At 70.8% G+C, this 21,454-nt stretch carries 16 protein-coding genes; 7 read left to right on the forward strand and 9 right to left on the reverse strand.

The window, feature by feature from the left end; genetic code table 11:
• The first annotated feature begins 387 nt into the window (after window positions 1-387).
• On the forward strand, window positions 388-540 hold the full coding sequence (locus OG407_RS26725) for a hypothetical protein (protein ID WP_405861841.1): 153 nt from the start codon (window positions 388-390) through the stop codon (window positions 538-540).
• Between the two features lie 359 nt (window positions 541-899).
• Here OG407_RS26725 and OG407_RS26730 read toward each other — a convergent pair whose 3' ends face one another.
• A complete protein-coding gene (locus OG407_RS26730; RefSeq protein ID WP_403589605.1) occupies window positions 900-2,012 on the reverse strand; it encodes a LacI family DNA-binding transcriptional regulator in 1,113 nt (370 codons plus the stop codon).
• 626 nt (window positions 2,013-2,638) lie between these two features.
• Here OG407_RS26730 and hisC point away from each other — a divergent pair.
• The 6 genes from hisC to OG407_RS26760 all read left to right on the forward strand — a co-directional run bounded on the left by hisC (window position 2,639) and on the right by OG407_RS26760 (window position 13,330).
• Complete coding sequence (gene hisC / locus OG407_RS26735) at window positions 2,639-3,718, forward strand: histidinol-phosphate transaminase (RefSeq protein ID WP_405861843.1); 1,080 nt, start codon at window positions 2,639-2,641, stop codon at window positions 3,716-3,718.
• 233 nt (window positions 3,719-3,951) lie between these two features.
• Window positions 3,952-5,460 (forward strand): cytochrome ubiquinol oxidase subunit I, encoded by a 1,509-nt coding sequence (locus OG407_RS26740; protein WP_405861845.1) that lies wholly within the window; start codon window positions 3,952-3,954, stop codon window positions 5,458-5,460.
• 21 nt (window positions 5,461-5,481) lie between these two features.
• Complete coding sequence (gene cydB, locus OG407_RS26745; protein ID WP_403589611.1) at window positions 5,482-6,486, forward strand: cytochrome d ubiquinol oxidase subunit II; 1,005 nt, start codon at window positions 5,482-5,484, stop codon at window positions 6,484-6,486.
• Window positions 6,487-6,568: 82 nt separating this feature from the next.
• Window positions 6,569-10,075 (forward strand): thiol reductant ABC exporter subunit CydD, encoded by a 3,507-nt coding sequence (cydD, locus tag OG407_RS26750; RefSeq protein ID WP_405861848.1) that lies wholly within the window; start codon window positions 6,569-6,571, stop codon window positions 10,073-10,075.
• Window positions 10,076-10,136: 61 nt separating this feature from the next.
• Entirely contained in the window at window positions 10,137-11,825 is a 1,689-nt protein-coding gene (locus tag OG407_RS26755; protein ID WP_405861850.1) for a GAF domain-containing sensor histidine kinase, read from the forward strand.
• Window positions 11,826-12,286: 461 nt separating this feature from the next.
• The gene (locus tag OG407_RS26760; protein WP_405861852.1) at window positions 12,287-13,330 is read left to right on the forward strand and encodes a M23 family metallopeptidase; all 1,044 of its coding nucleotides are present in this window, start codon (window positions 12,287-12,289) and stop codon (window positions 13,328-13,330) included.
• Between the two features lie 80 nt (window positions 13,331-13,410).
• Here OG407_RS26760 and OG407_RS26765 read toward each other — a convergent pair whose 3' ends face one another.
• The 8 genes from OG407_RS26765 to OG407_RS26800 all read right to left on the reverse strand — a co-directional run bounded on the left by OG407_RS26765 (window position 13,411) and on the right by OG407_RS26800 (window position 21,330).
• Window positions 13,411-14,298 carry a Cof-type HAD-IIB family hydrolase gene (locus OG407_RS26765; protein ID WP_365301115.1) on the reverse strand — a complete coding sequence of 296 codons (888 nt, stop codon included), beginning with the start codon at window positions 14,296-14,298 and terminating at the stop codon, window positions 13,411-13,413.
• 99 nt (window positions 14,299-14,397) lie between these two features.
• Window positions 14,398-15,300, reverse strand: coding sequence for an LLM class flavin-dependent oxidoreductase (locus tag OG407_RS26770; RefSeq protein WP_405861854.1), 903 nt, complete (start codon window positions 15,298-15,300; stop codon window positions 14,398-14,400).
• A gap of 42 nt (window positions 15,301-15,342) precedes the next feature.
• A complete protein-coding gene (locus OG407_RS26775; protein ID WP_405861856.1) occupies window positions 15,343-15,801 on the reverse strand; it encodes a hypothetical protein in 459 nt (152 codons plus the stop codon).
• Window positions 15,802-15,859: 58 nt separating this feature from the next.
• On the reverse strand, window positions 15,860-16,408 hold the full coding sequence (locus tag OG407_RS26780; RefSeq protein ID WP_405861858.1) for an RNA 2'-phosphotransferase: 549 nt from the start codon (window positions 16,406-16,408) through the stop codon (window positions 15,860-15,862).
• A gap of 122 nt (window positions 16,409-16,530) precedes the next feature.
• Window positions 16,531-17,457, reverse strand: a complete 927-nt coding sequence (locus OG407_RS26785; protein WP_405868616.1) for a MerR family transcriptional regulator — start codon at window positions 17,455-17,457, stop codon at window positions 16,531-16,533.
• A 392-nt stretch (window positions 17,458-17,849) separates the two neighbouring features.
• Window positions 17,850-18,737 carry a metal-dependent hydrolase gene (locus tag OG407_RS26790; protein ID WP_405861860.1) on the reverse strand — a complete coding sequence of 296 codons (888 nt, stop codon included), beginning with the start codon at window positions 18,735-18,737 and terminating at the stop codon, window positions 17,850-17,852.
• Window positions 18,734-20,491 carry an SDR family oxidoreductase gene (locus OG407_RS26795; protein ID WP_405861862.1) on the reverse strand — a complete coding sequence of 586 codons (1,758 nt, stop codon included), beginning with the start codon at window positions 20,489-20,491 and terminating at the stop codon, window positions 18,734-18,736. Before OG407_RS26795 ends, OG407_RS26790 begins: the two co-directional genes overlap by 4 nt.
• The gene (locus tag OG407_RS26800) at window positions 20,488-21,330 is read right to left on the reverse strand and encodes a M24 family metallopeptidase (RefSeq protein ID WP_403589635.1); all 843 of its coding nucleotides are present in this window, start codon (window positions 21,328-21,330) and stop codon (window positions 20,488-20,490) included. The genes OG407_RS26795 and OG407_RS26800 overlap by 4 nt, the downstream gene beginning before the upstream one ends.
• Between the last annotated feature and the right edge of the window lie 124 nt (window positions 21,331-21,454).

Consider the following 21,454-nt stretch of genomic DNA (forward strand, 5'->3'; position numbering starts at 1 on the left):
TTGGCCTTCTGCTTGACGGGGGGTGGGCGGGGGTTGGTTCGCGCCGTTGGGGCGGCTGGAAATCGTCGGTGGTGGTTGGTTGCGGTGGGGTGGGTGGGGGTGCGGGGGTGGTTGCACAGTCTCTGGTGAGGGATGTGGGGTGAGGGGCCAGGGGGGTGCAGGATGCCTGCGCTTTGGCGGTGCTCGGTATGCGCCCCGCCCGCCACGGTGCCGGTCTCATCGCCGGACCGGTCGGCCCTCGCGCCCGTGTCGACCGCGTGCCCGGCGCTGTGACGGTCGCCCGTTGCGTCGCCGGTCCCCACGGCACCCTGCCCGCCAGGGTGCCGATTCCACGGTCCGCCTTGCCGGCTCCGGTACGACCGTCAGTCCCGCCCGGGTACTGACCGAATGTCCGATGCCGGTACGGTCTCCACCGCCGGCCCTGCCCGGGAGGGCGCAGGCATCACCGTCCGCCCGGCCGACCCCGGCGCCGGGTGGGAGTCCCGGCACCGTTCGGCCCGCCACGGGCACTTGAGGGGGGTCCTGCGCGCCGCGGGCTGAGGGGAGTCCCCAGGTACCGCTCCGGCCATCCCCATGGCGCCTGGCGGCACCGCCTCGGCCGCGCTCGTGGCGTCCGGCGCGAGTACTCCGGGTCCTGCCTCGGCCGGATCGGGGTGGCGGGTGGGAGTCCCGGCCCCGTTCCGCTCGCGCCGGGTGCCGAGCCCGCCGGTCACGCCCACACCCACCCGGCGCGAGCGGAACGGCACCGACCCCACCCTGCCCCCCGGCACGCGACGGAACTCCGGACACCCCCGCATCCCTCACCCCGCCGAAGCCCACACCCACCGGAACAGCACCGACACCGACACGGACACCGGCGCCAGCACAGACTCTGCCTCCCGGGGTCACCCCGGCCGCCCCTACTTCCCCTCAGGCGACCGAGGCGGACTCACCGTCGTCCTCGGCGGGCGCCGCTGGGACGACGTCCGCACGATCAGTTCCGTCGGTATCACCTGCTCGATCGGCAGGTCGGACTCGACCCCCTCGATCGCGTCGATGAGGAGCTGCACCACCGCCGTACCGATCCGCCGCGGCTTCAGCGACAGCGTGGTGACCGGTGGCTCGGTGTTGGCGTACACCGTGGACTCGCTGCAGCACACGAGCAGCAGATCCTCCGGCACCCGCATCCCGTAACGCCGCGCCGCCGCCAGCAGATCCGTGCCGTTGGGGTCGAACAGGCCGTAGACCGCGTCGGGCCGGTCGGGCCGGGCGAGCAACCGGTCGGCGGCGACGGCCCCCGCGCACGGATCGTGCGCCGGATAGGACTCGTACACCGGATCCTGGCCCACCCGCTCACACCAACGCAGGTATGCGGTCGTCGAGAGGCGCGTGTACGTGTCCGTGCTCGTGCCCGTGAGCAGGCCGATCCGGCGGGCGCCGGCGTCGGCCAGGTGATCCAGGATGCCCAGGACCGCGGCCTCGTGATCGTTGTCGACCCAGGCGGTCACCGGGAGCGAGCCGGCCGGGCGGCCGTCGGAGACGACCGGTAAACCCTGCCGGACGAGCTCGCTGACCACCGGGTCCTGGTCGGACGGGTCGATGACGACCGTGCCGTCCAGGGCGACGTTCGACCACACGTCGTGGCGCGAGGTCGCGGGGAGGATCACGAGGGCGTAGCCGCGGGCGAGCGCGGCCGAGGTGGCGGCCCGCGCCATCTCGGCGAAGTACGCGAACTCGGTGAAGGTGAAAGGTTCATCCCCGTACGTCGTCACGGTCAGGCCGATGAGGCCGGACTTGCCGGTACGGAGTGTGCGAGCCGCCGCTGAGGGCCGATAGCCCAGCCGGTCGGCGACTTCGCGGACATGGCGTCGGGTGGCGTCCGGGAGCCGGCCCTTGCCGTTGAGGGCGTCGGAGACGGTCGTGATGGAGACTCCGGCCGCGGCGGCCACGTCTCTGATTCCCGCCCGGCCCGGCCGGCTTCCTCGACGAGAGGTTTCCGCGCGGCTCACCTGGTGCTTCCCTGCTGCTGTCATGGCGAGCCGATAGTAGGGCTCATGCGGTGGGGTAGTGCGGACGCATATGCACGCGTTGACAGGCACGTTTCTGCAAGGTCAAAAGCCGTCAACTACCTTAGAAACAAAGTCAGTTAAACGATGTGATGGCATTACGTGACTTGTCGACGCGCATGGGCCTGCCAAGCCCCCCATGTTTCGAAGAGGTCTCAACTCACCTGCACGAGGGATGCGCGCCACGGCGCGAGCTACCGGCGCATAGATATATGTACAGCGCGCCCCCGGTTCGTGCGCCTTCGTACGGTGTTGCCCCTGATGCGGATGGGACACGTGGGGCGACCCCGAGGCGACCCGGCAGACACCTGGCGACTGCTCACGCGGACTCCGGAGGTCGGCCACGCGGATCCCCGAGGCCGCTCACGCGGACGCCGATGACTCCTCACCCGTACGTCGATGACTGCTCACTCGTACGTCGATGCCGGGTTGCCCGTACATCGATGACGGGTTGCCTGTACGCCTGCGACCGCTCGCCCGTACGCCGGAGACCGCTCACCCGCACCGGACCTGTACGCCCCGGCGGCGAATCCTCATAAGGTGAGCAGTATTGATAGCCGGTGGTGCCGGTGGTGGTCACAAGGAGGACTGCGGTGAGCGAGACGAGCCCGAAGCTGCGCGCCGAGCTGGAGGGTATCCCCACCTACAAGCCGGGCAGGCCTGCCTCGGCGGACGGTCCGGTGGCCTACAAGCTGTCCTCCAACGAGAACCCGTACCCCCCGCTGCCCGGCGTGATGGAGAGCGTCACCGCGGCGGCCCTGAACTTCAACCGGTACCCCGACATGGCGTGCACCGGCCTGATGAACGAGCTGGCGGAACGGTTCGGCGTCCCCGTCTCCCACCTGGCCACCGGCACCGGCTCGGTCGGCGTCGCCCAGCAGCTGATCCAGGCGACCGCCGGACCCGGCGACGAGGTCATGTACGCCTGGCGCTCCTTCGAGGCGTACCCGATCATCACGCGGGTCAGCGGTGCCACGGCCGTGCAGGTGCCGCTGACCCCGGGCGACGTGCACGACCTGGACGCGATGGCCGACGCCGTCACCGACCGCACCCGGCTGATCTTCGTCTGCAACCCCAACAACCCGACGGGCACGGTCGTACGCCGGGCCGAGCTGGAGCGCTTCCTGGACCGGGTGCCCGGCGACGTGCTCGTCGTACTGGACGAGGCGTACCGGGAGTTCATCCGCGACATGGACGTGCCGGACGGCGTCCAGCTCTACCGCGACCGGCCGAACGTCTGCGTCCTGCGAACCTTCTCCAAGGCCTACGGCCTCGCCGGGCTGCGGGTCGGTTTCGCGATCGCCCACGAGCCGGTGGCGGCGGCGCTGCGCAAGACGGCCGTGCCCTTCGGGGTGAGCCAGCTCGCGCAGGACGCGGCGATCGCCTCGCTGCGCGCCGAGGACGAACTGCTCGGCCGCGTCGGCTCGTTGGTCGGCGAGCGCATCCGCGTGGCCGGCACGCTGCGCGCCCAGGGCTGGACGGTCCCGGAGACCCAGGCCAACTTCGTGTGGCTACGGCTGGGGGAGCGCACGCTCGACTTCGCGGCGGCCTGCGACCGGGCGGGCGTGGTGGTGCGGCCGTTCGCGGGCGAGGGCGTGCGGGTCACGATCGGGGAGACCGAGGGCAACGACATCTTCCTGAAGGTGGCGGAGGGGTTCCGCAAGGAGCTCTAGCCCTCGCGGATGTGAGGGTTCGTAACGAGTGACGTCAGGGGGGTTGCCATATGGGGACCCCCCTCCGTAATGGACTCCCGAAGGGGACCCCCCTTCCCCTGTCGAAAATCCGTACGTCATAATAGCTTGTGAATGTGAACGCGTTCACAAGCGTGTCCCGGTTCGTCCCATGATGTGTGCGACAAAAGGGGCAAACTGCCGCTGTACCACGGCGACGTAAGGAGACTGACGACGTGGAATTGGCTCTGGCGCCGGAGACACTGGCGCGATGGCAGTTCGGCATCACCACCGTCTACCACTTCCTGTTCATCCCCCTGACGATCTCGCTCGCCGCTCTCACGGCCGGGCTGCAGACCGCGTGGGTGCGCACGGAGAAGGAGAAGTACCTCAGGGCCACCAAGTTCTGGGGCAAGCTCTTCCTGATCAACATCGCCATGGGCGTCGTCACGGGCATCGTCCAGGAGTTCCAGTTCGGCATGAACTGGTCCACCTACTCGCGGTTCGTCGGTGACATCTTCGGTGCCCCGCTCGCCTTCGAGGCGCTGATCGCGTTCTTCTTCGAGTCCACCTTCATCGGGCTGTGGATCTTCGGCTGGGACAAGCTGCCCAAGCGGATCCACCTGGCCTGCATCTGGATGGTCTCGCTCGGCACGATCCTGTCGGCGTACTTCATCCTCGCGGCCAACTCGTGGATGCAGCACCCCGTCGGCTACAAGATCAACAAGGCGAAGGGCCGTGCCGAACTCACCGACTTCTGGCACGTGCTGACCCAGAACACCGCGCTCGCGCAGGCCTTCCACACGCTCTCCGCGTCGTTCCTGACCGGCGGCGCGTTCATGGTCGGCATCGCGGCCTTCCACCTGTTCCGCAAGAAGCACATCGCGGTGATGAAGAGCTCGCTGCGGCTGGGCCTGATCACCGTCGCCATCGCCGGCCTGCTCACCGCCGTCAGCGGTGACACCCTCGGCAAGGTCATGTTCAAGCAGCAGCCCATGAAGATGGCCGCCGCCGAGGCCCTGTGGAACGGCCAGGACTCCGCGCCGTTCTCGATCTTCGCCTACGGCGATGTCAGCAAGGGCCACAACAGCGTCGAGCTGTCGATCCCCGGGATACTGTCCTTCCTCGCCGACGACGACTTCAGCTCCTACGTCCCCGGCATTAACGACACCAACAAGGCCGAGCAGGCCAAGTACGGTCCCGGCGACTACCGGCCCATCATCCCCGTCACCTTCTGGGCGTTCCGCTGGATGATCGGCTTCGGCATGGCGTCCTTCGCCATCGGCCTGGCCGGACTCTGGCTGACCCGCAAGAAGTTCATGCTGCCCCAGCATCTGCGGGTCGCCGAGGACGAAGTGCCGAACATCGTCCTCTTCAAGAAGAAGGCCCTCGGCCCGAAACTCACCAAGCTCTACTGGCTCGTGTCGATCTGGACCCTCGGCTTCCCCTTGATCGCTAACTCCTGGGGCTGGATCTTCACCGAGATGGGCCGCCAGCCCTGGGTCGTCTACGGCCTCTTCCAGACCCGTGACGCGGTCTCCCCCAGCGTCTCCCAGGGCGAGGTCCTCACCTCGATGATCGTCTTCACCTCGCTCTACGCCGTCCTCGCCGTCATCGAGGTCAAGCTGCTCGCGAAGTACGTCAAGGCCGGCCCGCCCGAACTCACCGAGGCCGACCTCAACCCGCCCACGAAGATCGGCGGCGACTCCCAGGACGCCGACAAGCCGATGGCCTTCTCGTACTAGGCCGAGGGAGCTGCAACAGTCATGGAACTGCACGACGTCTGGTTCGTCCTCATCGCCGTCCTGTGGACCGGCTACTTCTTCCTGGAGGGCTTCGACTTCGGGGTCGGCATCCTCACCAAGCTGCTCGCCCGCGACCGCACCGAGAAGCGGGTCCTGATCAACACGATCGGCCCGGTCTGGGACGGCAACGAGGTCTGGCTGCTCAGCGCCGGCGGCGCGACCTTCGCCGCCTTCCCCGAGTGGTACGCCACCCTCTTCTCCGGCTTCTACCTCGCCCTGCTGATCATCCTGGTCTGCCTGATCGTCCGGGGCGTCGCCTTCGAGTACCGGGCGAAGCGGCCCGAGGAGAACTGGCAGCGCAACTGGGAGACGGCGATCTTCTGGACCTCGCTGCTCCCCGCGTTCCTGTGGGGCGTCGCCTTCGGCAACATCGTGCACGGCGTGAAGATCGACAAGAACTTCGAGTACGCCGGCACCTTCTGGGACCTGCTCAACCCGTACGCGATCCTCGGCGGCCTCGTCACGCTGACGCTCTTCACCTTCCACGGCGCGGTGTTCACGGCACTCAAGACCGTCGGGGACATCCGGGTGCGGGCGCGGAAGCTGGCCCTTCAAGTCGGCCTCGTCACCGCCCTGTTGGCGCTGGCCTTCCTGATCTGGACCCAGGTCGACAGCGGTGACGGCAAGAGTCTGGTCGCGCTGGTCGTGGCCGTCGTCGCCCTCGTCGCGGCGCTGGGGGCGATCCAACTCGGCCGTGAGGGCTGGTCGTTCGCGTTCTCCGGCCTCACCATCGTGGCCGCCGTCGCGATGCTCTTCCTGTCGCTCTTCCCGAACGTCATGCCGTCCTCGCTCAACCCGGACTGGAACCTCACGGTCACCAATGCCTCGTCGAGCCCGTACACCCTGAAGATCATGACCTGGTGCGCGGGGATCGCCACGCCGATCGTGCTGCTCTACCAGAGCTGGACGTACTGGGTGTTCCGCAAGCGGATCGGCACGCAACACATCGCCGAAGCCGCGCACTGAGTCCGAAGGGGAGGGTGCCTCACGTGTCCCGCAACTCGCGCGGTGATGTTTCACGTGAAACACCCTCCCCGGACCGAAGGGCATGTTTCACGTGAAACCAATCGATCCGCGCCTCCTCCGGTACGCCCGTGCCACCCGCTTCTTCCTGGTGGCAGTCGTCGGGCTCGGCGCCGTCGGGGCGGTGCTGGTCATCGCACAGGCGATGCTCATCGCCGAAGTGGTGGTCGGCGCCTTCCAGCACCACAAGTCGGTCACCGAACTCGGCACTCCCCTGCTGCTGTTGGCGTCAGTCGCCGTCGGCCGGGCCCTCGTCTCCTGGCTCACCGAACTCGCCGCCCACCGCGCCAGCGCCGCCGTGAAGTCGGAGCTACGGCGACGGCTGCTGGAGCGTTCCGTGGAGCTGGGCCCCGGCTGGCTGAGCGGGCAGCGGACCGGCTCGCTGGTCGCCCTCGCCACCCGGGGAGTCGACGCCCTCGACGACTACTTCTCGCGCTACCTCCCGCAGTTGGGGCTCGCGATCGTCGTCCCGGTGGCGGTGCTGGCGCGGATCGTCACCGAGGACTGGGTCTCGGCGGCGATCATCGTCGGCACGCTGCCGCTCATCCCCCTCTTCATGGTGATGATCGGCTGGGCCACCCAGTCCCGGATGGACCGGCAGTGGCAGTTGCTGTCCCGGCTCTCCGGGCACTTCCTGGACGTGGTCGCGGGGCTGCCGACCCTGAAGGTGTTCGGCCGGGCCAAGGCGCAGGCCGACTCGATCCGGCGCATCACCGGCGAGTACCGGCAGGCGACCATGCGGACCCTGCGGATCGCCTTCGTCTCCTCCTTCGCCCTGGAACTCCTCGCCACCCTCTCCGTGGCCCTGGTCGCCGTGACGATCGGCATGCGCCTCGTCCACGGCGACATGGACCTCTACATCGGTCTCGTCGTCCTCGTCCTGGCACCCGAGGCGTACCTGCCGCTGCGTCAGGTCGGCGCGCAGTACCACGCGGCGGCGGAGGGACTCGCCGCCGCCGAGGAGATCTTCTCCGTACTGGAGACACCGGTACCGGCCTCGGGCACCACCGAAGTGCCGTCGGACGCCCTGGCCTTCGAGGGCGTGACGGTCCGGTACCCCGGGCGGTCCGCAGACGCCGTATCGGACACGTCCTTCACCGTGGAACCCGGAGAGACGGTCGCCCTCGTCGGCCCGAGCGGTTCCGGCAAGTCCACTTTGTTGAACGCCCTATTGGGGTTCGTACGGCCCGCCGAGGGCCGGGTGCGGGTCGGGGGAGTAGATCTCACCGACGTCGACCTGGAGCGGTGGCGGTCGCGGATCGCCTGGGTGCCGCAACGGCCGCAGTTGTACGCCGGGACGATCGCCGAGAACGTACGGCTGGCCCGCCCCGACGCCGACGACACCGCCGTACGGCGGGCGTTGGCCGATGCCGGCGCCCTGGACTTCGTGGACGCGTTGCCCGAGGGCATCGGGAGCGTGCTCGGCGAGGACGGGGCCGGGCTGTCCGCCGGGCAGCGGCAACGGCTCGCCCTCGCCCGGGCCTTCCTCGCCGACCGGCCCGTCCTGCTCCTCGACGAACCCACGGCCGCGCTGGACGGAGCGACCGAGGCCGAAGTGGTCGAGGCGGTACGGCGGTTGGCGGTCGGGCGGACGGTTCTGCTCGTGGTGCACCGGCCGGCCCTGTTGGCTGTCGCGGACCGGGTGGTGCGGGTGACGGAGGGCACGGCCGCGGTTCGCGCGGAGGGCGTGCCGGTGGTCATCGATACACGCCCGGTCTCGCCGGAGGCGTCGGTGAGTTCCGTAGCTCCTGACGAACCCGAGACGCGGCTCGCCGCACACACGGGAGGTGTCCTCGCCCGGGTCCGTGCCATGTCCGGTGCCCGGCGTGGGCGTCTCGCCCTGGCTCTGCTGCTCGGAAGTCTCGCGCTGGGCAGTGCTGTTGGGCTCATGGGCACCTCGGGGTGGCTGATCTCGCGGGCCTCGCAGCAGCCGCCCGTGCTGTACCTGATGGTGGCCGTGACGGCGACGCGGACCTTCGGGATCGGGCGGGCCGTGTTCCGGTACGCGGAGCGGCTCGTGTCGCACGACGCGGTGCTGCGGATGCTGGCCGACACCCGGGTCGCCGTCTACCGGCGCCTTGAACGGCTGGCGCCCGCCGGGCTGCGCGACACCCGGCGCGGCGATCTGCTGTCCCGGCTCGTCGCCGACGTGGACGCGCTCCAGGACTACTGGCTGCGCTGGCTGCTGCCCGCCGGGGTCGCGGTCGCCGTCTCCGCCACGACGGTCGGCTTCACGGCCTGGCTGCTCCCCGAGGCCGGTGCCGCCCTCGCGGTCGGCCTCCTCGTGGCCGGCGTCGGCGTCCCCCTCGTGACCGGCGCCGTGGCCCGCCGTGCCGAACGGCGCTTGGCTCCCGCCCGCGGGGCACTCGCCACCCGCGTGACCGAACTGCTCACCGGCACCGCGGAGTTGACGGTCGCCGGCGCGCTGCCCGCCCGTACCGCCGAGGCCAAGCGGGCCGACAGCACACTCACCCGGATCGCCTCCCGAGCCGCCACCGCCACCGCGCTCGGCGACGGCCTCACCGCGCTGATCTCGGGCCTGACCGTCGCAGCCACGGCACTCGTGGCCGCCCAGGCCGTCGCAGCGGGACGACTCAGCGGTGTCCTCACGGCCGTCGTCGTCCTCACCCCACTCGCCGCCTTCGAGGCCGTCCTCGGACTGCCCCTCGCCGTGCAGTACCGGCAGCGGGTCCGCAAGAGCGCCGAGCGCGTGTACGAGGTACTGGACGCCCCCGAGCCCGTACGGGAACCGGAGCGGCCCCGCCAGGCACCCGCGACACCCTTCCCGCTCGTCGTCCAGGGACTGGCCGCCCGCCACACCGGGCAGGACCGGGACGCCCTCGCCGGGCTCGACCTGACACTGGAGAAGGGCCGCCGGGTCGCCGTCGTCGGCACCTCCGGGTCCGGCAAGACGACGCTGGCGCAGGTGCTGCTGCGCTTCCTGGACGCGGACGCGGGTTCGTACACCCTGGCCGGTGTGGACGCGTACGCCCTGGACGGCGACGACGTACGGCGGCTCGTCGGGCTGTGTGCGCAGGACGCGCACCTCTTCGACAGCTCGGTGCGCGAGAACCTGCTCCTCGCCAAGAAGGACGCGACCGAGGACGAACTGCGGGCCGCACTGGAACGCGCCCGGCTGAACGACTGGGCCGACGGGCTGCCCGACGGCCTCGACACCCTCGTCGGTGAACACGGGGCACGGCTCTCCGGCGGACAGCGGCAGCGGCTCGCGCTCGCCCGCGCGCTGCTCGCCGACTTCCCGGTCCTCGTGCTCGACGAACCCGCCGAACACCTGGACCTGGCGACCGCCGACGCGCTCACCGCCGATCTGCTGGCCGCCACGGAGGGCCGTACGACACTGCTCATCACGCACCGGCTCGCGGGCCTGGAGGACGTGGACGAGGTGATCGTGCTGGACGAGGGACGGGTCGTGCAGCGGGGACCGTACGCCGGACTGGCCTCCGTGGAGGGGCCGTTGCGGGGGATGGCGGAGCGGGAGGCGGAGTCGGAGCTGTTGGTGGCCGCCGGGTAGGGGGTCTGGTAGCCGAACCGCTCGACTTTCCGTGACAAAGGGGACTAATTAGGCTCGGGGTATGTCAGCCGCCCCGCGTCCCGGTCCCCCGCCGTCGCCCTCTCCGGGACTCTCGGCCGAACTGGCCGTCCGCGTGCCGCAGTTGCTGGAGGCGATGCGGTCCGTGGGGAGCGGGCTCGAACTGCACTCCACGCTGGAGCGGATCTGCGAGGCGGCGGCGACGCTGACGGACGCCCGGTACGCGGGGATCGGCGTCGTCGACGAGGACGGCGACGCGCTCGCCGACTTCGTCTTCCACGGGGTCGACGCGGGGACCGCGCGGCGCATCGGGCGGTTCCCCGACGGACACAAGGGGCTGCTCGGCGCGCTCATCCGGGAGTCGGCGCCGGTGCGGCTGGTGGATGTGACCGAGGACCCGCGGTCCTGGGGATTCCCCGACCACCACCCACGGATGCGTGGCTTCCTCGGAGTTCCCATCCGCGTCTCGGGAGAGGTCTTCGGGAACCTCTATCTGGGCGAGAAGCGCGGCGCGGACCTCTTCAACGACTACGACGTCAACATGGTCCGGGTGCTGGCGACCGAGGCCGGTATCGCCATCGGCAACGCCCGGTTGTACGAGGCCGCCAAGCAGCGCGAGCGGTGGATCGACGGGTCGGTGGCCGTCACGACCGCGCTGCTGTCCGGCGGGGACGCCGAGGACGCGCTGCAGGTCGTCGCGGAACGGGCCCGCCGGCTGTCCGGTTCGGCGGCCGGGATCGTGCTGCTGCCCGCGGCCGAGGGCGGCATGGAGATCGTCGCCGTGTCCTCGGAACAGCCGTCGGACCAGCTCGGCAGGGTCGTCGCGCCGGACAGCGAGATCATCGCGCAACTCCTCGACGGACGGCCGGTGTTCGTGGCGGACGCGGCCACCGATCCCCGGATGCTCAGCGCCCTCGCGCGCGCGTACGGGCCGATCATGGCGCTGCCCCTGCAGAGTGGCGGGCGCGTCCTGGGGGCACTGGTCACGCCCCGCGCGCAGGGCGAGCGGCCGTTCACGGAGGCCGAGCGCACCCTCGCGATCCAGTTCGCCTCGCAGGCCGCGCTCGCGCTGATGATGGCCGAGGCGCAGCGCGACCGGGAGCGGCTCGCGGTGTACGAGGACCGCGACCGGATCGCCCGTGACCTGCACGACCTGGTCATCCAACGGCTGTTCGCCACCGGGATGATGCTGGAGAGCGCCCAGCGCGGGGCGCTCGTCCCCGAGGTGCGGAACGGTGTGGCCAACGCCGTCGACGAACTCGACGTCACCATCCAGGAGATCCGCACCGCGATCTTCGCGCTCCAGCAGGACCCCGCCGAGGCGCCCTCCGGGCTGCGCACGCGGGTGCTGCGGGAGATCAACATGGCGGCCGTGCCGCTCGGTTTCAAGCCCGGGCACCGTTTCGTCGGCGCGGTCGACACGACGGTCGGCGACCTCACCGGCAAGAACCTCATCGCGGCCCTGCGCGAGGCTCTCTCCAACGCGTTCCGGCACGCGGAGGCGGCGCGCATCGAGGTCGTCGTCGACGCGACCGCGACCCTGCCGGACGGCCGCCCCGGCGTACGGCTCACCGTCGCGGACGACGGCGTCGGCATCCCGGCCGGCGGCCGGCGCAGCGGCCTGCACAACCTCAAGCGGCGAGCCGAATCCCTGGGCGGCGCCAGCTGGTACGGACCGGGCATCGGCGAGGACGGAGCCGGTACGACGGTGGTGTGGCAGGCACCCCACTGAGCCCTGTCGGGGCCCTGTCGGGGCCCTGTCGGGTGCGGCTTCCGCTGAGTCCGGTCGGGACCCTGTGCGCCGTGACTTTCCACTGAGGCCTGTCAGGCGCCCGTCCGGTGCGGTTTCTGCTGAGCCCCGGCGGGATCCTGTCGGGTGCGGCTTCCGCTGAGCCCGGTCGGGACCCTGTCCGCCGTGACTCCCAGCCGACCCCTGTCGGACACCCGTCCGGTGTGGCTTTCGCCGAGCCCTGTCGGACACCCGTCCGGTGTGGCTTTCGCCGAGCCCTGTCGGACACCCGTCCGGTGTGGCTTTCGCCGAGCCCTGTCGGACACCTGCCCGGTGTGGCTTTCGCCGAGCCCTGTCGGACACCTGCCCGCCGTGGCTCCCGCTGAGCCGTTCGCAGCAACGCGTCCCCCATGCGTACGACTTGAACAGGGCCCTCGTCCGCCGCGCGGGTCACGATCGCTGACATGCGCTCATCTCGCCGTCATCCGCTGCTCGTTCCGGTGCTGCTGTGTGCGCTCGCCGTGCTGGCGGCCCGCCCCGGCGACGACGACACCCACACCGCCGCCGGGGCCAGCGCGGAGGTGGCGCGGCTGTACCAGGACGCGGCGGTCGCGGCGGAGCGGTACGAGGCGGGGCGGCAGGCGGCCGACGCGCAACGGGCCCGCGCCCGGCGGGTCGAGGGTCAACTGGGCCGCGAACGGCGGGAGATCGCCCGGCTGCACGAGGACCTGGGCCGGATCGCCCGTGCCCAGTACCGCAGCGGCGGCGGTGTCCCGATGGCGGCCCGGATCATCCTCGCGGACAGCCCCGAGGATCTGATGCGCGATCAGCACGTCTTCTCCCAGGCGGATCTGGCCGTGGGCAACGCGATCGGCAGGAGTCACCGGGCCGAGGTGCGGCTCGCCGGTGACGAGGCGGAGGCCGCGTCGGTGTGGCGGACGCTGGAGAAGCGGAACGCCGAACTCGCCGAGCTGAAGCAGGGCATCCAGCGGAAGCTCGACGAGGCGCGCGGCCAGTTGCAGGGCCAGGCGGACGCCTCGGTCGCGGCGGGCAGTTGCCGGGGCGCCGTCCGCCTCGACCAACCGTCGAACCGGGTCACCGACCCGTGGGTCGCGCCGGTGGAGCCCGTCGAACTCTCCGCGGGCTTCGGCAGCGGCGGCTCCCGCTGGGCGAACCGCCACACCGGCCAGGACTTCGCGGTCCCCATCGGCACGCCGGTCCGGGCGGCAGGTGCGGGCCGGGTGGTGCGGGTGTCCTGCGGGGGCGCCTTCGGCATTGAGATCGTGATCGAGCACCCGGGCGGCTACTACACGCAGTACGCCCACCTCGCCGCCGTCACCGTCGATCAGGGGGACCGCGTCACCACCGGCCGGTGGATCGCCCAGTCCGGCACGACCGGCAACTCCACCGGCCCACATCTGCACTTCGAGGTGCGGGTCACCCCGGACATGGGATCGGCGGTCGATCCGCTGCCCTGGCTGGCCCAGCGGGGAGTCTCCGTCGGCTAGGGCACGTGCCGCTCGCGTAAGGGGCGCGCTCCAGGACAACGCCCGTTACCCACCTGCCGCCGTCACCGCGGTAACCGCCGTTATCGCCGCTCGGCCAGCATCCGCTCGATCACGACCGCCACGCCGTCCTCGTTGTTGTCGACGGTCCGCCCGGAGGCCGCCGCGAGCACGTCGGGGTGCGCGTTGCCCATCGCGTACGACTGTCCCGCCCAGGTGAGCATCTCGACGTCGTTCGGCATGTCCCCGAAGGCGACGACCTCCTCGGGCGCGATACCGCGCTCCGCACAGCACAGGGCGAGAGTGCTGGCCTTGGAGACGCCGGGCCCGCTGATCTCCAGCAGGGCGCTGGGGCTGGAGCGGGTGACGTTCGCGCGGTCGCCGAGGGCGAGGCGGGCGAGGTTCAGGAAGACGTCCGGATCCAGCTCGGGGTGGAACGCGAGGATCTTCAGCACCGGCTCGTCGGCCCCCGGGGCGTCCGGCGCGAGGAGTTTCTCGGCGGTGGCGAGGCTGTCCGGTATCTCCATGTGCAGCTTCGGATACGCCTGCTCCTGGTAGAAGCCGTACGTCAGCTCGATCGCGTACACCGTCCCGGGCGCCGCCTCGCGCACCAGGCGTACGGCGTCGAGGGCGTTCTCCCGGGCCAGTTCGCGGACCTTCACGAAGCGGTGGGCGCCGGGGCCGCCGTGCAGGTCGACCACGGCGGCGCCGTTGCCGCAGATCGCCAGGCCGTGGCCGTGCACGTGGTCGCTGACGACGTCCATCCAGCGGGCCGGGCGGCCGGTGACGAAGAAGACCTCGACACCCGCCTCCTCGGCTGCCGCCAGGGCCGCCACCGTGCGGGGGGACACCGACTTGTCGTCGCGCAGCAGGGTGCCGTCCAGGTCGGTGGCGATCAGCCGTGGCGGGACGGCGGAGGCCGGGGTCTCGGGCTGTCGAGTAGCTGAGGTCACCGGGCCATTCTCCCGCATATGCCCGCACGACTGTGCGGGAGTGCGCACAGGTGAGTGGATACCGCCCCTACCAGGGCTGTTGTACTCCACGCTCCTGACAGGGGCCGGGGTGCCGACTCAGCGGAGCTGGGTCGGAGCCTCCATGGCGATCTGCTCGAAGACCTTCTCGTCCGCGGCGAAGTCGGAGTCCGGGATCGGCCAGTGGATCACGAGGTCGGTGAAGCCCAGTTCCTGGTGCCGGCCCGCGAAATCGACGAAGGCGCCGAGGGACTCCAGCGGACGGCCGCGGTCCGGGGTGAACCCGGTGAGCAGGATCTTGTCGATCCCTGCCGCGTCCCGGCCGATCCCGGCGCAGGCGTCGGCCAGCTTGTCGACCTGCCCGCGCATGGCGTGAACCGACTGCTCAGGGGTGCCGTTCTCGAACAGCTTGGGGTCGCCGGTGGTCACCCACGCCTGTCCGTACCGGGCGGCGAGCTTCAGCCCACGCGGACCGGTGGCGGCCACCGCGAAGGGCAGCCGGGGCCGCTGCACACACCCCGGGATGTCGCGCGCCTCGTGCGCCGAGTAGAAGTCGCCCTTGTACGACACCGAGTCCTCGGTGAGCAGCCGGTCCAGCAGCGGAACGAACTCCCCGAACCGGTCGGCACGCTCACGCGGGGTCCACGGTTCCTGCCCGAGCGCGGTGGCGTCGAAGCCGGTGCCGCCCGCGCCGATGCCGAGGGTGACCCGCCCGTCGGAGACGTCGTCGAGCGAGATCAGTTCCTTGGCGAGGGTCACCGGGTGCCGGAAGTTCGGCGAGGTGACCAGGGTGCCCAGACGCATCCGCTCGGTCACGGCTGCGGCGGCGGTCAGCGTCGGTACGGCACCGAACCACGGGCCGTCCCGGAAGGTGCGCCAGGAGAGGTGGTCGTAGGTGAAGCCGGTGTGGAAGCCGAGTTGCTCCGCGCGCTGCCAGGATTCGCGGCTCCCCTCGTTCCAGCGGCGGTACGGGAGGATCACGGTGCTCAGGCGCAGGCTCATGATTCCCAGGCTATGCGGCTGTCCGTGTTTCACGTGAAACCGTCACCGTATGCGGCTGTTCAGCCACGGCGTGAGGGCGATCATCGAGATCCACTCCTTGTGCGTCCGGTCGCCGGGCAGTGGGACGACCAGGTTGCAACTGGGCGGGAAACGGCGGGCCTTGACGTAGGCGTGGCCGTCGAAGACCGAGCGGAGAAAGGCGGGGACGTCGTCGCGGGCGATGTCGGGGCAGGCGATGCCCTCGACCGTGATCAGCGCGTCGTCCTCGGGATAGAGCCGCACGCTCACCCGGGGCAGTCCGCCGAACTCGGCGAAGGCCTCGTGCGGGAGTGAGCCGTCCGGGTCCGTGGTGACGCCGAAGCCCGCGGAGGTGCGGCGGGAGGTCTGGTCGGCGCCGATGTCGTGGGTGACCTCGATCTCCCGCACGTACTCGGACGCGATGGCGCGGAGGGCGGTGACGGCGGCCTCGGTGCTGTGGAAGTGGTCCATACCACTGATCATGCCGGGGGTGGCGCGGCCGGGGCCATACCGGGGGCGGTAGTCCTCAGGCCGTGCGAGGTCAGTGGGGCGCGGGGAACCGCAGATACCGCACGGGTACGGCCTCCGTGAGCCAGACCCCGTTCTCGCTGACCCGGAAGACATGGCCGTCCTTGTGCATCGCGCCCGCGTCCACGGAGAGCACGACGGGGCGGCCGCGGCGGGCGCCTACGCGGGTCGCGGTCTCGCGGTCGGCGGAGAGGTGGACGGCGTGGCGGTTCATGGGCCGGAGCCCCTCGGCCCGGATCGCGTCCAGGTTGCGGCCGACCGTGCCGTGGAAGAGGTACGGCGGCGGGGTGGCCGGGGGCAGTCCGAGGTCGACCTCGATGCTGTGGCCCTGGCTGGCGCGGATACGGGTGCCCTCGATCGCGAAGCGGCGTTTGTCGTTCGTGGCCACCACGTGGTCGAGTTCTGCGCGGTCGAACCGGAACCCGTGTGCGGCGCAGGCGGCGATCAGCGTGTCGATCTCGACCCAGCCGGCCTCGTCGAGGGCGAGCCCGATCCGCTCGGGCTGGTGGCGCAGATGCCTGGAAAGGTACTTCGACACCTTCACGGTGCGTCTTTCATCCATCCGGTCAGCATGACGGGAGAGACGTGGATCACGCACTTTATTTTGCGGCCGATGTTTGATCCACAACCAACTGTAGTTATCCACAGGGGAATTGGCGTTTCTGTGGACAACTCCCTGTCATGTCACCCCTGTTCGTCAAGATCAGCTGGGGGCACACCATTTGGCATGAGCGCATCCAACGCCCTTGCCCGCAGCTCCCGTTCGGCCGCCAAGGCGATGAACTCGCCCGCCTTCTCCGGGCCAACCAGCCCCTCCACGGCCCGCATTGTCGTCTCGGGCACGGCCACGGAACGTGACGAGGACACGGGCCGCGACGACTCCGCCGCACCGAGGTGCCGGCGGAGCGACCGATTCGCGAACAGGCGCATAGCCCGGGCGAGTTCGGCGTCCACCGTCTGCTGCGCGAGGGGTCGCAGCCGTCGTACGAGCGAGGCCGCTTCGGTCGCGTCCGCGTCGGTCGGACGGTGCGAGCCGTCGAGGTAGCGGGCGAAGACGTGCTCGGTGGTGAACTCCAGGAAACGGGCGGCGATGTGCTCGACCTGGACCCTCAACTCCCTTAGGTGGGAGGAGATCGCGGGCAGCGGGACCCCGGAGGCGTACAACTCGACGGCCACCGCCAGCTCTTGGGGGCTCGGCACGAGGAAGGAGTCGGGGTCTCCGGGGACCGGCTCCAGCACGCCGAGTTCGACTGCCTCGGTGACGGCCGCGTCGTCCGGGCTGCCGCCGAAGCGCTGTTCCAGCTCGGCGCGCGAGATCCGCACCGCCTGCTCGTCCGTCCACGGCCCGTCCACCTCGGCGGCCAGCCCGAGCACCCCGCCCAGCCCCCGGCCCGCGTCCCAGGCGTCCAGCAACTCCTTGATGGACGCCAGGCCGTAGCCGCGGTCGAGCAGATCCGCGATCTGCCGGAGCCGGGCGAGATGGACATCGGCGTACACGTTGGCCCGGCCGCGTCGCTCGGGCCGGGGGAGCAGCCCGCGGTCCTGGTAGGCACGGATCGTGCGGACGGTGGCACCGCTGAGATGCGCGAGGTCTTCTATGCGGTAGGCGATCTTGTTGGGGCTGGGGCTGGGGCTGGGGCTGGGGCTGGGGCTGGGGCCGGGGTTGGAGTTGGAGTTGGAGTTGAGGTCGGGGCCGGAACGGGACTCGGCGTCGGACGCAGGCACGGAGCGGGACGCCGTCGCCGAATCAGTCCCGGACGCGGTCCCCAACGCGGTCCCGGACGCCGACGCGGACCCGGACCCGGACGCGGTCCCCAACGTGGTCCCGGTCCCGGAAGCGGACCCAGAACCGGAAGCGGACCCGGACGCAGACGCGGTCGCAGAACCCGACCCGACCTCCGCGCCAGACCCGACCCCCGCATCAGACCCGACCCCCGCATCAGACCCGACCGCCTCCCCCTCACCCGCCCGGAAATTCCCCTCGCCCTCACCCGCCCCGGAACTCACGCAACCCCCGCCCGAGCCGCCGGTGACCTCCGCAGGTACTCCACCGCCCGGTTCAACGATCCCTCCCGGGACGGGTGGTAGGAGCGGCGCAGGTAGCGGGGGACGGCCGCGCCGAGTGAGCGCCAGGTGGGCAACAGGCCTTTGTGTACGGCCCTGTTGTGTTCGGCGAGCGAGTAGCCGACGCGGCCCGCGAGTTGGGGGTCGCGGCGGATCAAGTAGGCCGTGCCCCAGGCCCATAGGGAGAGCATCACGGGGGCCGTCACCGCCATGCCGACGACGCGGCGGGCGTAGCGGGGGAGGCCGTGGCCGCCGCAGTGCTGGAACATGTCGTAGGCGACCGCGCGGTGTTCGACCTCCTCGGCGCCGTGCCAGCGCAGCAGGTCGAGCATGATCGCGTCGGCGCCGGCATGGTCCAACTCCTCGGCTGCCAGGATCCAGTCGCCCAGTACCGCCGTGAACTGTTCGATCGCCGCGACGACCGCCAGCCGGAAGCGCAGCCACTCCCGTTCCGGCACCGGTGCGCCGAGCGGCGGGCGTGCGCCGAGGAGTTGTTCGAAGAGGAAGTCGACGTACCGGGTGAAGTCGCCGGTGTCGAGCCGTTGGGCCGCGAGATGGTCCAGCACGTGCGCGTGCTGGACGCTGTGGGTGGCCTCCTGGCCCATGAACCCCTTGACGTCCGCGAGGAGTTCGGGGTCCCTGATCAGCGGCAGGCCCTCCTTGAAGACCTTCACGAACCACCGCTCCCCCGCCGGCAGCAGCAGATGCAGCACGTTGATGACGTGGGTGGCGGTCGGCTCGTCCGGGATCCAGTGCAGGGGCGTGCGCGTCCAGTCGAAGGCGACCCGGCGCGGGGCGATCGCGTGGTGTTCGTGCGCGGAGGTCACAGCGGCGGCTCCAGGCGGGCCATCGCCCGCAACGCGCGCGGGGCGAACCGGGACATCAGATGGGCGCCGCGCGCCTCCGGGGTGACGGGTACGACGGCCTGGTTGCGGACGACGGCGCGCAGGATCGCGTCGGCGACCTTCTCCGGCGGGTAGTTGCGCAGTCCGTAGAGCCGCGCGGACTTCTTCTGGCGCCGTTTCTCCTCGGCGGCGTCGACCCCGGCGAAGTGCGCGGTCGAGGTGATGTTGGTGTTGACGAGGCCGGGGCATATCGCCGAGACGCCGATCCCCTGGCCGGAGAGTTCCGCGCGGAGGCACTCGCTGAGCATCAGTACGGCGGCCTTGGAGGTGCTGTAGGCGGGCAGTGCTTTCGACGGCTGGAACGCCGCCGCCGACGCGGTGTTGACGATGTGGCCGCCCTGGCCGCGGTCGGCCATCTGTTTCCCGAAGAGGCGGCAGCCGTGGATCACGCCCCACAGGTTGACGTCCAGGACCTTCTTCCAGTCCTCCGGGGTGGTGTCGAAGAAGGAACCGGAGAGTCCGATTCCGGCGTTGTTCACCAGGACGTCGACCACGCCGTACTCGGCGGCGACCTTCGCGGCGAGCTTCTCCATGGCCTGCTCGTCGGAGACGTCGACCGTCTCCGCCCAGGCCTCGGGGGCGCCGATCAGTCGGGCGAGTTCGGCGGTGCGGGCCGCGCTCTCGGTGTCCCGGTCGACGGCCACCACGCGCGCGCCGGACTCGGCGAAGGCGAACGCCGTGGCCCGTCCGATGCCGCTGCCCGCGCCCGTGACCAGCACGAGCTGCCCGCCGAACCGCTGGACGTACTTCCCGGTCGCCGGCGTCGACCTGGGGCGCTCGCCCTCATGGGTGGTCACGAACTCCGTGATCCAGGAGGCGAGTTGATCGGGTCGCGTGCGCGGGATCCAGTGCTTGGCGGGCAGCGTGTGGCGCACCGCCCCCGGCGCCCACAGCTCCAGTTCGTCGTAGAGCTTCTCGGAGAGAAACGCGTCCCCCAGGGGCGTGACGAGCTGCACGGGCGCGTGCGCGTACGCGTCGGGGCGTGGCCTGCGCAGCCTGGCCCGGACGTTGTCCCGGTACAGCCAGGCGCCGTGGGCCGCGTCCGTGGGGAGCGACGAGGTCGGGTAGTCGCCGCGCGGGATCTTCTCGACGCGCTCCAGGATCTTCGGCCAGCGCTTGCCCAGGGGACCGCGCCAGGCGAGTTCGGGCAGCACGGGCGTGTGCAGCAGGTACACGTACCAGGACTTCGCGCCCTGGCCCAGGAGTTGGCCGACGCGGCGCGGGGTGGGCCGGGTCAGGCGCTTGTTGATCCAGTGCCCGAAGTGGTCGAGGGAGGGTCCGGACATCGACGTGAAGGAGGCGATCCGGCCCACCGTGCGCTCGACGGTGACGAACTCCCAGGACTGCACCGAGCCCCAGTCGTGCCCTACGAGGTGCACGGGCCGATCCGGGCTGACCGCGTCCGCGACTGCCAGGAAGTCGTCCGTGAGCTTCTCCAGGGTGAACCCGCCCCGCAGCGGCTCCGGTGCCGTCGACCGGCCGTGGCCCCGGACGTCGTAGAGCACGACGTGGAAGCGGTCCGCGAGCCGGGACGCGACCTCGGACCACACCTCCTTGCTGTCGGGATAGCCGTGCACCAGGACGACCGTGGGGCGCGAGGTGTCCCCCAACTCGGCCACGCACAGCTCGACTCCACCCGTCCGCACCCAGCGCTCGCGCGCACCCTCAAGCGTCACTTGTCCTCCGCCCAGCGCCGCACGTGCGGCAGATCGTCGTCCAGCCAGAAGGCACTCTGTTCGGGGTCCTCGGAGTCGGTGACGACCAGGATCTCCTCGAACTTGGCCCCCGTGCCCCGGAATCCGAGATGCGGTTCGACCGCCCACAGGCCGGGGTGCGGGGGATGGTCGGAGAAGCGGTACGGCGACCAGAGCGGCGACCAGCCGTCGCGGTGGCCGTGCAGCGCGTCGCTCGCGAGGCCCTTCAGGGACTGCGTGCCGAACCCGAACAGCCTTGGGGACCAAGGGCGTTCGGCGACCCGGTCGACCTTGTGCGCGATCACGCCGAAGGGGTACGCGCGGTGCCGGTTGGCGTAGCCCTGGCGGACCATGAGGCGGTCCACGTCCTCGTAGATCTCGCGCAGCGGGCGCCGCTCGCGCACCTCGCGCAGGAGCAGCGCGCGGTGCGCCTCCAGGTCGGCCATCAGCCGGTCCTGCACCGGATTGGCGCCCAGGGAGCCCGAATACCCGATGTCGGCCGTGAAGCCCTTGTACACGGGGGCCATGTCCAGGATGAACGGCATCCCGGGCTCAAGACGGCGGCCCGTGGGGAAGAACTGCAGCGGCACCCGGAAGTCCGTGAACGCCGTGCGGTCGCCGAACCAGGCGAAGGGCAGATGGAACCAGTCGCGCACACCCCGTGCGCGCAGCCACGACCGCTGCATCCGCGCCGCGTCGCGCTCGGTCACCCCGGGCTCCAGCCGGGCCGCCACGGCCTCGGCGCACTCGTACGCCAGCCGCTGGACCTCCCTGAACCCCCGCAGTTCCGCGGAGAGTTCGCGTGTCACCGCCGTAGTCATGCCACCGCCCCACCTGTCCACACCGACTGCGGTACGTGCTCGTAACTTGACACTCGTGAATGTGACAGTTGTTAGAGGCTGCGTCAATAGGCGTGATCTCCACCTGTGGACAAGTGCGCGGGCC

The sequence above is a fragment of the Streptomyces sp. NBC_01515 genome (genome assembly GCF_045040345.1).
Lineage (GTDB): Bacteria > Actinomycetota > Actinomycetes > Streptomycetales > Streptomycetaceae > Streptomyces.

Bases quoted from the DNA above. Each gene is read 5' to 3' on its own strand.
- OG407_RS26725 (WP_405861841.1), top strand. From the start codon at position 388: ATGTCCGATGCCGGTACGGTCTCCACCGCCGGCCCTGCCCGGGAGGGC.
- OG407_RS26730 (WP_403589605.1), bottom strand. From the start codon at position 2,012: ATGACAGCAGCAGGGAAGCACCAGGTGAGCCGCGCGGAAACCTCTCGT.
- cydB (WP_403589611.1), top strand. From the start codon at position 5,482: ATGGAACTGCACGACGTCTGGTTCGTCCTCATCGCCGTCCTGTGGACC.
- cydD (WP_405861848.1), top strand. From the start codon at position 6,569: ATGTTTCACGTGAAACCAATCGATCCGCGCCTCCTCCGGTACGCCCGT.
- OG407_RS26755 (WP_405861850.1), top strand. From the start codon at position 10,137: ATGTCAGCCGCCCCGCGTCCCGGTCCCCCGCCGTCGCCCTCTCCGGGA.
- OG407_RS26760 (WP_405861852.1), top strand. From the start codon at position 12,287: ATGCGCTCATCTCGCCGTCATCCGCTGCTCGTTCCGGTGCTGCTGTGT.
- OG407_RS26765 (WP_365301115.1), bottom strand. From the start codon at position 14,298: ATGCGGGAGAATGGCCCGGTGACCTCAGCTACTCGACAGCCCGAGACC.
- OG407_RS26770 (WP_405861854.1), bottom strand. From the start codon at position 15,300: ATGAGCCTGCGCCTGAGCACCGTGATCCTCCCGTACCGCCGCTGGAAC.
- OG407_RS26775 (WP_405861856.1), bottom strand. From the start codon at position 15,801: ATGATCAGTGGTATGGACCACTTCCACAGCACCGAGGCCGCCGTCACC.
- OG407_RS26780 (WP_405861858.1), bottom strand. From the start codon at position 16,408: ATGGATGAAAGACGCACCGTGAAGGTGTCGAAGTACCTTTCCAGGCAT.
- OG407_RS26800 (WP_403589635.1), bottom strand. From the start codon at position 21,330: ATGACTACGGCGGTGACACGCGAACTCTCCGCGGAACTGCGGGGGTTC.